The organism is Rhizobium sp. 22-785-1, from assembly GCF_053521965.1.
This window is the reverse complement of sequence record NZ_JBNWDI010000006.1, coordinates 123,303-138,657: the sequence shown is the minus strand read 5'-3', so window position 1 is coordinate 138,657 and position 15,355 is coordinate 123,303. Positions and strand designations below refer to the sequence as shown.

12 protein-coding genes are annotated in these 15,355 nt (G+C 57.0%); 3 read left to right on the top strand and 9 right to left on the bottom strand.

Going from position 1 to position 15,355, the window contains the following annotated elements; genetic code table 11:
* Positions 1-274: 274 nt before the first annotated feature.
* The 5 genes from ACQZ5M_RS13910 to ACQZ5M_RS13890 form a co-directional block, all read right to left on the bottom strand.
* Positions 275-1,156 (bottom strand): ferric iron reductase, encoded by an 882-nt coding sequence (locus ACQZ5M_RS13910; protein ID WP_296038576.1) that lies wholly within the window; start codon positions 1,154-1,156, stop codon positions 275-277.
* Positions 1,156-3,132, bottom strand: a complete 1,977-nt coding sequence (gene fhuB, locus ACQZ5M_RS13905) for a Fe(3+)-hydroxamate ABC transporter permease FhuB (protein ID WP_449080034.1) — start codon at positions 3,130-3,132, stop codon at positions 1,156-1,158. The genes ACQZ5M_RS13910 and fhuB overlap by 1 nt, the downstream gene beginning before the upstream one ends.
* 10 nt (positions 3,133-3,142) lie before the next feature.
* Entirely contained in the window at positions 3,143-4,015 is an 873-nt protein-coding gene (locus tag ACQZ5M_RS13900; protein ID WP_296038719.1) for an ABC transporter substrate-binding protein, read from the bottom strand.
* A gap of 78 nt (positions 4,016-4,093) precedes the next feature.
* Entirely contained in the window at positions 4,094-6,241 is a 2,148-nt protein-coding gene (locus ACQZ5M_RS13895; RefSeq protein WP_449080033.1) for a TonB-dependent siderophore receptor, read from the bottom strand.
* Between the two features lie 211 nt (positions 6,242-6,452).
* On the bottom strand, positions 6,453-7,334 hold the full coding sequence (locus tag ACQZ5M_RS13890; RefSeq protein ID WP_296105024.1) for an AraC family transcriptional regulator: 882 nt from the start codon (positions 7,332-7,334) through the stop codon (positions 6,453-6,455).
* A 170-nt stretch (positions 7,335-7,504) separates the two neighbouring features.
* Between ACQZ5M_RS13890 and ACQZ5M_RS13885 the strand changes: the two genes are divergently transcribed.
* Complete coding sequence (locus ACQZ5M_RS13885) at positions 7,505-8,320, top strand: ATP-binding cassette domain-containing protein (protein ID WP_296038583.1); 816 nt, start codon at positions 7,505-7,507, stop codon at positions 8,318-8,320.
* 152 nt (positions 8,321-8,472) lie between these two features.
* Here ACQZ5M_RS13885 and ACQZ5M_RS13880 read toward each other — a convergent pair whose 3' ends face one another.
* Together ACQZ5M_RS13880 and ACQZ5M_RS13875 are read right to left on the bottom strand one after the other, a co-directional pair.
* Positions 8,473-10,080 (bottom strand): DHA2 family efflux MFS transporter permease subunit, encoded by a 1,608-nt coding sequence (locus ACQZ5M_RS13880; protein WP_296077464.1) that lies wholly within the window; start codon positions 10,078-10,080, stop codon positions 8,473-8,475.
* Between the two features lie 25 nt (positions 10,081-10,105).
* Positions 10,106-11,260, bottom strand: a complete 1,155-nt coding sequence (locus ACQZ5M_RS13875) for an HlyD family secretion protein (RefSeq protein ID WP_296038585.1) — start codon at positions 11,258-11,260, stop codon at positions 10,106-10,108.
* A gap of 186 nt (positions 11,261-11,446) precedes the next feature.
* Between ACQZ5M_RS13875 and ACQZ5M_RS13870 the strand changes: the two genes are divergently transcribed.
* On the top strand, positions 11,447-12,475 hold the full coding sequence (locus tag ACQZ5M_RS13870) for a four-carbon acid sugar kinase family protein (RefSeq protein ID WP_296038587.1): 1,029 nt from the start codon (positions 11,447-11,449) through the stop codon (positions 12,473-12,475).
* Positions 12,476-12,477: 2 nt separating this feature from the next.
* On the top strand, positions 12,478-13,236 hold the full coding sequence (locus ACQZ5M_RS13865) for a FadR/GntR family transcriptional regulator (protein ID WP_296019649.1): 759 nt from the start codon (positions 12,478-12,480) through the stop codon (positions 13,234-13,236).
* A 43-nt stretch (positions 13,237-13,279) separates the two neighbouring features.
* Here ACQZ5M_RS13865 and ACQZ5M_RS13860 read toward each other — a convergent pair whose 3' ends face one another.
* The gene (locus ACQZ5M_RS13860) at positions 13,280-14,392 is read right to left on the bottom strand and encodes an iron-containing alcohol dehydrogenase (protein WP_296038588.1); all 1,113 of its coding nucleotides are present in this window, start codon (positions 14,390-14,392) and stop codon (positions 13,280-13,282) included.
* Positions 14,389-15,354, bottom strand: a complete 966-nt coding sequence (pdxA, locus tag ACQZ5M_RS13855; protein WP_449080032.1) for a 4-hydroxythreonine-4-phosphate dehydrogenase PdxA — start codon at positions 15,352-15,354, stop codon at positions 14,389-14,391. The genes ACQZ5M_RS13860 and pdxA overlap by 4 nt, the downstream gene beginning before the upstream one ends.
* Position 15,355 lies beyond the last annotated feature (1 nt).

The following is a 15,355-nucleotide window of genomic DNA, read 5'->3' as shown; positions in this document are numbered from 1 at the left end:
AACTGCTTTCCATTGCGTATTGTGCGACGCGCTTACTAGTTGAGTACATCATCAGGTCAATAAATTGAATTGCATGTATTTGGAGCCATCGAAGCATATTTGCGCCTTACTTCAAGCTTTGTCGCTGACGCAAGATTGAAACACTCCGACATCGAGCAGTAAAAGAAAAGATGACGTGCTATCATCGACAATGGGAAGAGCAGACCATTACGATGGCCGGAGTATTCTTCAACGAATGTCGCAACTCCAGGATAAAATTTGATGAACGGATCAATCAGGCAATGCCAAGCCGGTCGCGTACGGCTTGGCGCAGTTCCTCGTCTCGATCTGCGGGGGCTTTCAAGACGCAGGTGGTGCAATACGCACCACCTTCCACGCAGTAAAACCGGCAGCAGCCGCCGCGTTGCTGAAAGGTTGCGGAAAACTCCTTTTGATGCCGGTCGATTATGGTGACGTCGAAATACTGGAGTTCGCGATTGGTGAGGGGCGAGCCTGGCACTTTTAGAATGCGCATTGCAGCTGCCTTGGCCGTTTCGACGATCCCGAAATGGCGCCCGGCGTCAAGAAAGCGATCGGCGATCGCATCGCCTGCGAGACGCCAGAGTGCTGCACGCGAGAGGCGCGTCTTTGCGTGAATCCGGTCGACCACGGGGCGAAGATGCGTCTCGATTTCGCTTCTGAACCTCTCTCCGTCTTCAGGATCGCTTAAATGACCATACTGGAACCCGCGCTCAACGAAACGGACATTGGCTCGCCGCGCTCGGTATACCTTGCCTTCGTGCCGTCGCTCGGTCGTGTAGAACTTAAGGGCGACGGATGAGAGTGACAGGTCGGGAATGAGGCCGAAGCCAACGAACAGCGGCACGGTCGTGGCAGACAGGATGTAACCGTAATCGTTCATTATGAACGCACCGGCTGTCTTGGCGTCAACGCCCTCGTATCGTGATTGCTCAAAGGCGATGAAATCATCCAGAGCTGCGTCGCTGGCCCAAAATGTCTTGGAACTCGTCCAATCAGCGCTTGCCGGCCCAATCTCTGCGCGCATTTCAGGCACATAGGCTGACTGTGCTTCAAGCGCCTGCGTAAGCAAGGCCCGTTTCGGGTCCGAACCTGGTGCCGTTGCGCTCGCTCGCGATGGATTGTCATCTCTTGCCATCAGACCGAAGCCTCCCGGCGTCCAAGCAGCCATAGAAGATAAGGCCCTCCAATCAACGCCGCGAAGAGACCAGTGGGTATCTGGTAGGGATAGATGACAATGCGCGCCAACCAGTCCGCTGCCATCATGACGATAGCGCCCAAAAAGACCGTTGCCGCAAGTTGGTGATGCGTTTTTCGAAAACCGAGCAGCCGCGCAAGATGTGGTGCGACCAGCCCTGTCAGGCTTAAAGGACCAACGAGGAAAGTGGAAACGGCCGTCATCAGGGCCGCGAGAATGGCAAGCATCATGCGCGAATGTGTGAGGCTAAGGCCTACGCTACGCGACAATCCGGTTCCGAGCGGCAGGATGGTCAGCCATCGCAACATCAGGAATAGCGGAATTGTCAGCACCAGCAGCGATAGCATGGCGATACTTGCCTCGTAGACACCGGCGCGGCTGGTCGATCCCGACATCCAATTGAGTAGAACATAGCTGCGCATGTCTCCTTGGGCCAACACCATGCTCACGAGTGCCATGCAAAAAGCGCTGACTGCGATACCAGCCAGCAACAGGCGTTCCGCTGAAAATCCTGATTTACCTGCTATCGCAATCATCAACAGGAAGGCGACAAGCGATCCGAGCGCTATGCTGGCAAGCATCACGAAAGTGGAGGGAATTCCGGTCAGGAACAGTGCCAGCGTCAAACCTGCGCCACCGCCGCTGGAAACCCCGAGGACTTCAGGACTGGCTATAGGATTTCCGGTCACGCGTTGAATGACGAAGCCAGCTGCGCCCAGCATGGCGCCTGCGCCGGCGCCGGTGATAATACGCGGCAAGCGAAAGGGAAGAAGCTCGTATAACTGCTGACCGGTCACAATGGTCCATCCGTTGTGTGTGGGGCCGACCATCAGCGCCAAGCAAAAAACTAAAGCAATTCCACCAATGAGAACGGCCAGCATGAGCGCTGGTTTTTGACGTTGTCGGGTCGTCGCGCCGGACTTGGCAGTGGTCCCGGAGAAGCTGTGGACGCGTGGTAACAGCACGAGCAATAGAGGACCACCAAGAAGCGCGGTTGCAGCGCCCGTGGGAGCCAGATCGGAGAAGCCTTGCCCGAGTAGTTGTGTAAGGCAGTCGCAAATGAACAGCATTGCGGCTCCCGTCAATGGTGCCGCCATCATGATATGTCCCGTTGTCCGCGCTCCGCAGGAACGGGCGACCGCCGGTGCAGCTAGGCCGAGGAAACCGATGACGCCGACCGCGGCTGTTACCGAAGCGGCCAGCCAGACAGATAGCAGCAAGACTGCCAAGCGCGTTCCAAACAAGGTGACACCGAGACTCCTGGCGCTGGAATCATCAAGTGCAAGCACTGTCAACGGCCGCATGAGGAGTACTGCCGCAGCAATGCCGACCAGAAGCCGCGGGGCGAGTGACAGGACGACACTCCAGTCCTGTTGGTTCAGCGCGCCAGCGCCCCAGATGTGGATCGACATAGCATATTCGCCGCGTGCCAGGATGAGCGTGACGCTCAGAGATGCCGAGATCAGCCCGACGATCATACCGCAAATCGCTACTGTGACCGGATCAAACCCACGTCGCCAACTGAGCGCCAAGACAACTGCCAGGGCTGAGAGGCCGCCAGCAAAGGCAATGAATTCGCGCGAGACTCCGAGTGAAAATGACGAAAAACTTAAAGCCAAGGTGAGAGCAAGCTGAGCTCCGGATGCGATGCCGAGCGTCGAGGCGTCGGCAATCGGATTGCGAAGGACTTTCTGCAGCAAGGCGCCCGCCAGACCAAGCGCTGTACCTGCAATCAATGCCACCGCCGCACGAGGAACGAGGCTGTTCCATAGAAGGATGTCATTAAGGCTAGCTGCATTTGGCTGGTCATTCGGCAAAAGAGGACGCGACGCCACCAGGACGATGAGGGAGACGATGCAACTGGCGAATAATCCGGCTCCATTGAGTAGCGGACGCTGTGCACCGCGTTTCGACACTTTAACGCTATCAGCCTCGGGCACCGGAAAGCCCTTTTGCTAAAAATTCGGCAAAGCGGCGTGCGGCCGGAAGCGCACCGTAGGGATTAATCGAGCCCACGGTGAGCACGCGGCTTTCTCGCACGGCTGGTAGCGCTTTCCAGAACGCACTTTTCGTCAGTGCTTCGAACACGTCCTGTGGATGAGGCGGGATGAGGACGAGCCAGGCATCTGGCATCGAGGCAAGTGTCTCTATACCGAGAGGCGCAGTCGCGGAGTAATTGGTAGCGCCTTGCCACGCATTGCTCAGCCCGAGCCGCGTCAATACCTCACCGAACATGCTGTCAGATCCGAAGACCCTGTAGTGCCGAGCATCCCCAAGATTGATTGGAAGAACAGGCCTGCTTTCACCCGCTGTAAAAGCCTGCTTCAAATGATCGAGCCGCACCGCAAGATCAGTCACCAGGTCTTGCGCCGCAGGTATTGCCAGGCGCTCACCAATGGCAAGCGTTGCCTGTTCAGCGAGTGCATAAGGACTTTTGCCCATTACATAAATCGAGTGACTCTCGACCGGTGCGATCCGGCCGATGAACGGATCGGCCCATGCGTAGAAGTTCGAGTTGAAGATCAAGTCCGGTTGGGCAAACTGAAGCGCCTCGAAATTTGGCGTTCCTCGCAGACCTATGTCGACGACGCCTGAAGGAAGGTCAGGTTTGACGACGACCTCCCTGAACTGCCGCAGTTCCGTCGCCGCGACGACATTTGCGCCAATCGCCAGGAGCGTTTCCAGAAGCGCCCAGTCGAGCGTCGCAACGCGAGGCTCCCGACCCATTGCCCGCACCTGTCCTGCTGCCGCGAGCGAGACTACGGCTGAAACAAACGTTCTGCGGGTCAGGCGTGCCACTTTCAGGTTGGTTCCAGACAGGAATGTCCTAGGGTTCAATGCGAGGATCTTCTGCAAAACTTGTGTTGAATTGTCAACTTACCATGCTTTGCCGATCTTGAACATGACCGTTCGTGCCTCGCCGTAGCCGCAGGCACCGACACCACGGCAGGACTCGACATAGGTCTTGTCGAAGAGGTTGGTAACATTGAGCGATGCGGTCCAGTTATCCTTTTTGTAGCGGATTGCTGCGTCGGCCACGGTCGATCCCGGGACTTTCAGTGTATTGGCTTCGTCGGCCCAAGATTGGCCCTTGTAACGCAGACCAGCACCGATGCTCACGCCCTCCAGCAGTCCCGATGTTATGGTATAATCTGCCCAAAGCGATGCCGAATGCGCGGGAACAACGTAAAGCGATTTTCCGACAAGAACTGGGTTGGGGTCATTCTTGGTGACTTCAGTATCCGTGTAGGCGTAGGACGCGAGCAGCTTCCAGTTTTCGTCGACATTGATCTTGCCTTCGACTTCAAAGCCACGCGATTGGACGGCGCCCAACTGGTCGGTCCATGGCGGAGCGCCGATCGCTACCGTGTTGTTCCGTTTGTTGATTTGAAAGACGGATGCCGTGACAGAAGCGTCCATAAACTCCGGCACATATTTGATGCCTGCTTCATATTGTTCGCCATCTTCCGGCTTCAGTGGGCCTTGCAGACCGCGACCGACGAGCGGGTTGAAGAAGGTTGCGACACTTGCGTATGGTGTAAAGCCGTTGTCGAACTCATATGCTAGGCCTACGCGACCACTCCACGCGCCATCCGTGTCATCAAAGCTGACGCCGGTTGGCATTTTATCGTTGAAATCCGTATGAACGAAGTCGTAACGACCGTTCAGCGTCACCAGCCAGCCACCGCCGAACCGGACTTGGTCTTGGGCGTAGAAGCCGAGCTGGTTCATTGTGACCGTCTCATTGTAGAGCGGCGAAGGCGCTGCCTGTGGCTGACCATAGACCGGATTGTTGACGTCAATCGGACCCGAACCGAATACAGAATTCTGTATGTTGTCGATACGATAGAGGCGGTAGTCGAGGCCGACCATGACCTTGTGTTCCGTGCCACCCAGATCGAAGGAATTTTCCAGGCGATTGTCCCAACCGATCGTATCCGCGCTTGTGTCGCCCTCGAAGTTGATGCGGTTGAGTTCGGTCGCAGATGCCCACAGGTACGGATAGACGAAATGCTCGTATTTGTTCAGGTGGCCGTAACGGAGATTGGAGGTCAATTCCCAGCCATTATCGAATGTATGTTCCAATTCATAGCCAGCCATTGTCTGGCTGTAGCGTCCGGTGTCGATATCGGGCTCGCCCGGGAAGAAGCGGCGTGAGATTTCGCCAACACCTGGCCGAGCGACCACAGTGCCCTCGTAAGGCAGGAAGCCGTTGCCGGTGTGCAACTGATCCAGACCAGCATAGGATGCCCAGACCGTGAATTTTGTATCCGCGTCGGGTGAGATCGTCAGCTGCGGCATGATGAAGCCGCGGAAGTCGTGGGTGTAATCGGTATAGCCGTCACCGCCCCCGATCTTGCCGGTCAGGCGATACTGAATCGTACCGTCGTCATTGAGCTTGTCGGAGACGTCGAAGGCGCCATATCCATTGCCGTTACTATTGATGCCGGCCTCCGTGTAATAATAGGGAGTGTCAGTCGGCCGCTTGCTCGTCATATTGACGATGCCGCCTGCATTCGCCCCGCCATAAAGAACGGATGCCGGACCCTTCAAGACTTCGACGCGATCCAGTGCGAAAGGATCGATCTGGAAGTTGCCGAAGCCGTAGGAGAAGAGGCTGAGACCGTCGAGGTAAACGCCGGTCTGGCTCGCGTCGAAGCCGCGAATATAGTACCAGTCGGTATCCGGATCGCTGCCGAAAGGCTGGGTCGTCACGCCGGGAGTGTAGCGCAGGGCTTCATCGACCTTGTTGACGACGCCGCGGTCATCGAGCTCCTCACGGCCAATGACGGAAACCGCCTGGGGGATGTCCTGCACGGGCGTGTCGCTTTTTGAGCCGGTGGACGCCCTTTTGGCGACGTAACCCTTGACCGCAGCCTCTCTTTCGCTTTCTCCACGGATGATGATTGGAGCAAGCGTCGTTGCAGCCTCTTGAGCGTATGCCGGCCATGTGCCGCAGATGGCAACCACAGCCACGCCGCACAGTTCAAGCCTCACGCCAAAGCGTCTTTTAGTCTTAGTCATTCTTGCCCCGCTACCCGAATTTTCCGCCTCACAGCGTGATGCGGCCCTGCAATAGCTGAGCAATTAACTCATATTTAGGAAAACGGCTTGGCTCGTTCTGCGACAATTGAATATTCTTGGGCGTTTTCGGAAAGGACAAACAGATATTTGCAAAACCAGCCACCCGAGCCGGATAGTCCGAATGATGATCATGGGCAAGCTGTCCAGTTTGTCACTCCTGCCGAGCCTTACGCCAGCGAGCCGGGGTCGTGCCTACATGCTTGCGAAAAACCTTGGTGAAATGTGCTTGGTCTGAAAAACCAGTTTCCGCTGCGATCTCTGTCAAAGGATGAGTGTTCGATGAGAGGAGTTGTTTTGCCTTTTCAAGTCTGGCTTTGGTTTGCCAGTCATGCGGGGCCATACCGGTCGAAGCCTTGAATGAATGGCTGAAATGCGATTGCGACATTCGTGTCAGTTCGGCTAGTTCGTGCAGGCGTATATTGCGCGTGCAGTTTTCCGCAATGAAATCGGTGGCCCGGCGTAGCTGCCATCCCGCAAGCGAACTCCGCTGCCGTGGCGATGTCTTCTCCAATTTCAGAACGTTGATTACAAGCGCCAGGGCGAGCCCGTCTCCGTAGAGGTCGTGCAGTGGCGCATCGTTCGTCATTTCTGAGGCGATCAGTTCAGCCAGCGCCATAACGCGCTGATCGAAGAACAAGAGTTTTGGATCGGTCAGCTTCTTCGGATCGATCTCGACCGACAGCCTGCGCACAATGGTATCCGCATCGAAATGAATATCGAGATGGCGCACATATTGCACGTCGGCAATATCGAGCCATAGCTCCATTTCTGCGGGAATGTATGAGATCGGGCTGTGTCTGTCTTGGGGTGAGCCGGATGATGTCGGAGACCACCTCATGGTCGGGCGTCCACGCCCATGTTGGTCTAGCAGAATAAACAGGCGTGGATCGCGGGCCACGTAGTGACCGCCAGCATAGGCCGCACATTCGACATCCCAGAGATCGACCGTGATGCCGTTCCAATAACGACGACGCAGTCCGCCCATGACCGAGAAGCCTTCGATTTTGTTTTCCATCCGCGGCTGGAAAGTCATAGGAGATGCTCCGCAATAAAACTTGCATCTCTTTATCAAGTTCAATATTTGCGAGCAATCCCGAACGCGTACGAGGGCGTTAGGGGGTGTTCCGGTCAATTGGAGAGGCGGCTGAGCCACCGCGAAATTTGCCGGTCACGATCTCACTGAATCCCGACGGATAAAGCGCCATGCCGATACATGCAACCGGACCCCAAATAGTCGCCGCAACGTCTCCGGTTCTTTCACTCAAGGACGTCAGTTTTGCCATAGATGGACGTGTTCTGTTGCATCCGCTGACGCTTGATCTTCCCGCAGGTCAGTCTATCGCTCTGATCGGCCATAACGGTTCCGGAAAATCGACACTCCTGAAGCTTATCGGACGTCAGCAACGCGCAAGTGGCGGGACAATCCATTTCGAAGGAAAGCCGCTGAATGGATGGGCCGATCGTGACTTCGCCCGCCGGCTAGCCTACCTGCCGCAACGGACGCCTGCGGCGCCTGGCATGCTGGTGAAAGAGTTGGTGGCTCTTGGCCGCTATCCCTGGCACGGCGCGCTGGGTCGCTTTGGCGCTGTCGATCAGGCCAAGGTCGAGGAGGCGATCACGCTTACCGGGATAGGCCCTTTCACGGAGCGCATGGTCGACAGCCTGTCGGGCGGCGAGCGTCAGCGTGTGTGGCTTGCCATGCTCATTGCCCAGGATGCCGCATGCCTGTTGCTGGACGAACCGACGTCTGCCCTTGATATCGGCCATCAACTGGATGTGCTGTCGCTTACGCAGGAACTTTGCCGCAAAAAGGGTATCACGATCATCACCGTTCTTCACGACGTAAACATGGCGGCGCGCTTTTGCGATCGCGTGGTTGCGCTCCATTCGGGGAGGCTGATCGCGCAAGGATCAGCGGAGGAGATCATGACGTCCGATCATTTGTTGCGCATTTATGATGTGCATATGGATATTCTTCGACAGCCGTCAAATGGCCGGCTGGTTGCTTTGGCGCGGTAGCCCGGAGCCGCGGAATTTATCCCGTTCGATTGTGTTCAGTGGCAAAATCGAACGAAAAATGGTTTGGCGTCCGACCGGCTACCCTAAGGCGGGCGCATGCCTTAGGCACGGTGTGCATTACAACACACTGATTGCGGCAACTCGCCACGATGTCAGTGCATGCCTCCCGGTTTGCCATTCAAACTGACGTTGCGCAAGATGAGCGCCAAGGGCACTGCGAGCGCCGAAATGATGGCCAAGACAAAGAACACATCTATATAGGCGAGAGAGCTTGCTTGAAGGCCGACCTGCTGGCCTATCAGGGCCATGGCCTGGCCTTGTGCATCAACTGTGGAGGAGCCGCGGCCCGTCAGGAAACTCTGTAAATTCTGCATGGTCTGGTGGTAGGCGGGCTCTGCGGGGTTGATATGCTCGACCAGTCTGCTCTGGTGCCACTGCTCCCGATACGCAAGCACGTTGGAGGCAATTGAAACGCCGATAGAACCGCCAGTGTTGCGCGCCGCATTGATCAATGCGGAGGCCTGGTCGGTCTGGTCCGGCCTCAAGCCGTTATATGAGGCGGCAGTGATAGGGATAAAGATAAGAGGCAGGCCCAGGCCGAGAATGCATCGGGACCACACGAAGAAGCCGAAATCGGCATTTGGCGTTAGACGCGTCAGGTCATACATAGACAGGGCAATGATCGTTGCACCGATAGCGATCAGGTATTTCGGCTGGAAGCGAGAAGTCAGCTGGCCCGCCATGAACATCATGACCATCGTCACCATCCCGCCGGGAGACAGAGCCAAGCCTGCCCACGTGGCAGTGTAGCCATAATTCTCCTGCAGAACCTGCGGCACGAATTGTGTGGTGGCAATCAGGATCGCGCCGATCGCCAGCATCACGATCATACAAGAACCGAACTGCCGTGTCGCGATAAGTCGAACGTCCAACACTGGGTTCTTTTTTGTCAGGAGCCAGGGGATGGAGGCTGCCAGCGCTAGAAAGCAGATCGTCGACGTGATGACGATGAAAGTGGAGTCGAGCCAATCCTCAATCTGCCCTCTATCCAGCACGAGTTCAAGCGAGCCGAGGAATGTCGCAACCAGCACGAAGCCGACCAGGTCGAAACGAAGGCCACGCCGGCGCATGTCCTGACGTTTTTTCTCCTGTTCCTCAGATTCGTTAACCAGAAAATAGACGAGCATGAAGGCGAAGATGCCGACCGGCCCGTTAATCAGAAAACACCAGTGCCAGGAGAAGTTGTCGGAAAGCCAGCCGCCGAGCGTAGGGCCGACAACTGGCGCCACCACCACCGCGATACCGAATATCGCAAATGCCTGACCGCGCTTTGCTGGCGGAAAGGCATCGGTGAGGATTGATTGAGACACTGGCACCATTCCGCCCCCGGCAAAGCCCTGGATCATACGGAACACTAGAAGAGACGGGAGGTCCCATGCCAGCCCGCACATGACAGACGCGATGGTAAACATGGCAAGGCAGACCAGATAAAATCGTTTGCGGCCATAGCGCTGTGCGATGAAGCTTGATGCGATTAGTGCGATAGCATTGGAAACGAGGTAGGTCGTGACCACCCACGACGCTTCGTCGGAGCTGACCGCCAAGCCACCAGAGATGTACCGCAGAGCGACATTGGCAATTGTCGTGTCGAGTACTTCCATGAAGACCGCCAACGCGACGACCACCGCCACAAGCCATGGATTGGTTGCGCGGCCGCTTGCTTTCGTGCCGGTTGCGCCTGTCGCTGCTGCGCTTGCCATGTCCCGCCTCTATCTTATCTCTCGACTAGTGTCTGGGACGAACGGTGACGGTGGGCACGACCGACATTCCGGGGCCGATCGAAACGTCCTTTGGCCATTGATCGACTACGATTTTCACCGGCACGCGTTGAGTCACTTTCACATAATTGCCGGTGGCGTTCTCCGCTGGCAGCAATGAAAAGGCGGTGCCGGAGCCGGGCTGTACAGAATCGACCTTTCCATGCAAAACGTGATCGGGGTAGGCATCGATCGTCAGTTCAGCGGGCTGACCGGCGCGCATGTCAGCCAGTTGCGTCTCCTTGAAATTTGCAGTCACCCAGATCTCATCGGGAACGAACATCGCGATCGCCTGACCTGCCTGGACAAACTGGCCTTTGGCTCCGCTAATCTTGACGACGCGTCCGGGTTGAGCTGCCGTCAGCGTCGTATAGAGAAGGTTCTGGTCGGCACTTTCCTTTTGGGCCTCGGCTTGTTTCAGACTTGCCTGGGCACTTGTTCGCTGTGCCTCCGCCGCCACCTTGTTTTTCAGTGCCGAACTGATGTTCGCTTGTGCCTCAGCATATGCAGCCTGAGCCTGTCGCAGGTTAGATTCCGCCTGTTGAGATGTTTGCAGGCTACCGGCACCGCCCTGCTGCAACTGCCGCTGGCGGTCGGCTTCATCTTTTGCAAACTGAAGCGCGGCGGCCGACGATGTTTCGCGCGCCTTGGCCTCTTCGATTGCAGCGGAAGCAACGTCAATTTGCGCTGCCGCATTGGTGATCGCGGCTCTTGCGGATTCCACCTGCGCCTGCGCCTGGTCGACGGCGATCTGATAATCGCGCGGCGCTATTCTCGCGATCACCGCTCCTGCCTCCACATGCGCATTGTCTGCTGCAGCGACATCGTCGAGATAGCCGGACACCTTCGCCGCCAGGGAGAAGCTACGCGCATCGACAAATGCATCGTCGGTTGTCTCGTAGGGATGAAAATAGATGAGCCAGATGAAATATCCGCCAATCCCAAATGCGATGAGGGCGAGAACGATACCTGCTGCCCAGAACGGATGGCGCCTGATCAATGAAGGCTTTTTCTCGTCATTGTTTTGATCCTCTCCGGAGGCGTCGTTCTGACGCTGTTGATTCTCCGGATCGCCGTTTTGCTTCGCTTCGTCTTGGGGAGCGGCGCGTTGAGCTTGATCCACGATGTGCCTCTGGAAACAGTCTGAAGGGTAGCCTTAACGCAGGCCATCGGCAGATGTTCCATACCGACCTCCACCGCATACGGCGCTACCTGTTTGCAGTCAGGATTAATTTGTTATCGGATTGTTGCATCATACTGGAAAATAGACCATATTTTGAAAAAGAAGATAACAACACGGAGTATCGCAGTGCTCGTCATCATCGCCGACGACCTCACTGGAGCATTGGATACCGCTGCCCCTTTCGCGGCCAGGGGGCTTTATACGGAAATCGCCCTGACCAATGATGCGGTCACCGGAGCGCTTGCGCTGAAGCCAGACGTGCTTTCCATAAACCTGGCGTCGCGCGAGAAGCCAGCATGCGAAGCCTGTAAGACAATGCGCGAGCTCATGGCGTACCTGCCGCCAGCTGTGCGTCTGTTCAAGAAGGTCGATTCTCGGTTGAAGGGAAACATCTCGGCTGAGCTGGATGCAATCGAGTATCGTCGCGCCTTGGTGGCACCGGCTATTCCTGCATTCGGCCGTTTCGTCAGAAATGGTCACGTGGATGGTTTTGGCGTCGAGACGCCAATCTGCGTCGCTGACGCTCTCGGTCGCCACGCCGAACGCTCGACAATTGCCGAGGCGGGTACCCCGGAAGATTTGCTGTCTGCTCTTGACGACTGCGAAGGTAATGGAATCGACCTTTTGGTTGGAGCACGGGGCCTCGCGGAGGCTCTTGCTGATCGAATGACGCACCGCGCCAAGGCCGAGCTCGTCACGCCGCCGACTGGTCAGGGGCTCTTCGTTATAGGATCACATGACCCCATCACCGATGCGCAGGTGGAACAATTGCGGCAACTGCAGGACGTGGCCTATCTGCCCGCACCGAACGGCATTGTCGAGCCTAAAGGCTTGCTGTCATCACCAGCTATCCTCGTTCAGGCAACCACGGGGCCTTCAACGCTTAGACCTGAAGAGGTGGCTCACAACCTTGCGCAAAGTGTCCATCCAGTCTTAACCTCTGGTGCTCGGACCATGCTTTTGTGTGGCGGCGCCACCGCCGAAGCCGTTCTTGCGACAATGGGCGTGACAAGCTTTCAGCTGAAGGGCGAATGCATGCCGGGTCTTGGCCTGGCCTACGCGAACGGGCAATGTATCATCTTGAAATCCGGCGGATTCGGAGAGCCTGACACTCTCAAGAGACTCGCCGAGCAACTTTTCGACGGCAGGAACTGAGGATGGGATTGCAAAGCGGAACAGCGCGCAAAAGTTTGGCGGACCTCGTCTTCGAGCGCATGCACAGAGCCATCAAGTCGGGCTCCTATCAATCCGATGAACGACTGCCAACCGAGCATGATCTCGCGATTGAATTCGAGGTGTCGCGTCCCATCATCCGTGAAGCGCTTCGACGTCTGCGGGATCAGGGCCTGATATATTCTCGCCGCGGAGCAGGAAGTTTCGTGCGCTCTCTCGGCATGAAGCAGCCGCTGGGTTTCGGGCAGTTGGAGAATGTTGCAGATCTTTTGAGTTGCTACGAATTCCGTTTGACGCTCGAACCTGCTGCTGCGGAAGCTGCCGCAGCACGACACACACCGGGCACGCTTCTCGCGATCCGAGACGCCCTCGAATTGATGCGGGATGCGACGAACCGCCAGGCTCACCGCGAAGATGCCGACTTCCAGTTTCACCTTGCTATCGCACGTGCGGCAAACAACACCTACTTTTCGACGGCGATGGAAGCATTGAAAGACCACATCGCTGTGGGCATGCGCTTCCATGGTGTATCGGTCAAACGCGACAATGCCGGTCTATCCCGCGTGTTTGCCGAGCATGAAGCGATCGCTGACGCTATCGCTACAGGCAAAGGTCCGAAGGCCAAGGAACTTATGCATGCGCATTTGACAGGGTCCCGGGCGCGTCTCTTCCAGACGAGTGCGTCGCTTGCCAATCTGACCGAGGGATCGGCAGTAATTGCAAGTTCGTCCGACGCGGAATGAAAAAGGGGCCGTGATGGCCCCTGTTTCGTTGAAATATATATAATTAATATGCCGACTTGTAGATCGACAGAATATCGTCTGCGGTCATATCTGCGGGATTGTTATCCATCAGTCGGCGGTTCGCATGGGCTTCCGCTGCATATGCCGCCAGATCGGTTTCCTCCGCTCCGTGGTGCGAAAGCCGCATCTCGATGTTGAGGTCCGTGCAGAAACGCTGGCCATTCTCCAGAATAGCCTCGGGAGAATTTGCAGAAAAACCAAGGGCTTCCGCGACTTCCGCAGTTTTTTCCCGAACGACCGGCTGGTTGAAAGCAAGCACATGCGGGAATACGATCGCGTTTGCCAGACCATGCGGCAGACCCAGCCGAGTGCCGAGCGGATAAGCGATGGCGTGACCGGCAGCCGTATTGACCGGACCCAGACAAATGCCACCGTAGTAGGATGCGAGCATCATGGCTTCGCGTGCTTGCGTATCGGAGCCGTCATTGACGGCGCGGGCAAGATATTTCCCGACAAGGCGAAATCCCATGCGCGCAAAGCCATCGATCATGGGATGCGCCCTTTTGTTGGTGAAGGCCTCAACGCAATGCGCCATGGCGTCGACGCCGGTGGCCGCTGTAACTGCGGGCGGTACGCTGAAGGTCAATTCCGGATCGAGAACCGCGATGTCGGCAATCATGTAAGGGCTTTCGACTGCGATCTTCGCGCCCTTGACCGGATCCGTGATCAGAGAGCGGATGCCCGCTTCCGAGCCTGTGCCCGCGGTTGTGGCCACTTGTACAAGCTGCGTGTTTCGTCCAGCGACGCGGTTGGGTCCAGCGACATCGGCAAGCGTTTGTTGGCTATCCCACAAAACCGCAACCAGCTTTGCTACGTCGAGGACCGATCCGCCACCCAGACCGATTACTACCTGCGGCTTGACCCTGCGTGCGACACTCAAGGCAGCCTCGAGCGTCGCAACATCCGGTTCTCCGGGGATGGCATCGAAGACTTCTACTTTCCCGGCAAGTTGAAGACGGTCGACAAAGCCCGCGGTGATGGGCGTCGCGATGACGAGCGTCGCCTGAGCATTGCCAACGAGACTTCCGACCTCGCCGATCGAGCCTGCGCCAACGATCAGCCTTCTGGGCTGGTGAAGCGTAATGAAAGCAGTCATCGGCAGTATCCTTTTTCTGTCCGGCCATCGACCAGCTTGCGGGCATAGGCGATGGCCGAGTTCATGTTGCCATGATTTGCGATACCCCTGCCGGCAATGTCGAAGGCTGTTCCGTGGTCGACGGATGTTCGATCGATCGGCAGTTCGACGGAGACGTTGACGGCGGTATCGAAGGCGACCAGCTTGATCGGGATGTGGCCCTGATCGTGATATTGGGCGACCACCAGATCGAAGGCGCCCGAATAGGCGCGGTGGAAAACGGTATCGGCTGAAATCGGGCCATCGACGTTGATGCCCTCGGCCTTGGCAGCGGCGACCGCCGGGGCGATCTGATCGTCATCTTCCGTGCCGAACAGTCCGTTTTCACCGCAGTGTGGGTTGATACCGGCGACCGCAATGCGTGGGTTCTCATATCCGATACGCTTCAAGTGCTTGTTGCCGGCGCGGATGGTGGCGAGCACGCGTTCTGTCGTCGAGCGGCGGATCGCTTCCTGAAGCGACACGTGGGTAGAAACGTGTATGACTTTCAATCGTTCGGAGGCGAGCAGCATATATGCGGCGCTTGATCCGGTCAGACTGCGCAGCATACCAGTGTGGCCGTCATAGTGATGACCAGCTGCGTTCAAGGCTTCCTTGTTGATGGGGGCTGTGACGATGCAGCCAATCAAGCCAGCTTCTGCATCGCGCACAGCCCTCTCGATAAAGCGGAAGGCAGCGTCACCCGCAATTGGACTAAGCTTGCCCCAGGGAAGCGGTGCGCCTTCCACGTCGATGTCCACGACGTGGGGCTCGAGATCGATGCTAAGGCCCAGCGCCTGTCGGGCAGCTTCAAGCGTAGCCAGGTTTCCGTAAATTCTGGTTGCCATACGATCTTGCGCCGACATCTCGGCCAGGGCGCGAACCGAAATTTCGGGGCCGACGCCGCAAGGGTCGCCCATCGTGATGCCGATAATGTCGCTCATG

What these genes read in the sequence shown, in the direction of transcription:
- pdxA (WP_449080032.1), bottom strand. Translation starts at nt 15,354, where the DNA reads ATGAGCGACATTATCGGCATCACGATGGGCGACCCTTGCGGCGTCGGC.
- ACQZ5M_RS13860 (WP_296038588.1), bottom strand. Translation starts at nt 14,392, where the DNA reads ATGACTGCTTTCATTACGCTTCACCAGCCCAGAAGGCTGATCGTTGGC.
- ACQZ5M_RS13895 (WP_449080033.1), bottom strand. Translation starts at nt 6,241, where the DNA reads ATGACTAAGACTAAAAGACGCTTTGGCGTGAGGCTTGAACTGTGCGGC.
- ACQZ5M_RS13910 (WP_296038576.1), bottom strand. Translation starts at nt 1,156, where the DNA reads ATGGCAAGAGATGACAATCCATCGCGAGCGAGCGCAACGGCACCAGGT.
- ACQZ5M_RS13885 (WP_296038583.1), top strand. Translation starts at nt 7,505, where the DNA reads ATGCCGATACATGCAACCGGACCCCAAATAGTCGCCGCAACGTCTCCG.
- ACQZ5M_RS13880 (WP_296077464.1), bottom strand. Translation starts at nt 10,080, where the DNA reads ATGGCAAGCGCAGCAGCGACAGGCGCAACCGGCACGAAAGCAAGCGGC.
- ACQZ5M_RS13865 (WP_296019649.1), top strand. Translation starts at nt 12,478, where the DNA reads ATGGGATTGCAAAGCGGAACAGCGCGCAAAAGTTTGGCGGACCTCGTC.
- ACQZ5M_RS13890 (WP_296105024.1), bottom strand. Translation starts at nt 7,334, where the DNA reads ATGACTTTCCAGCCGCGGATGGAAAACAAAATCGAAGGCTTCTCGGTC.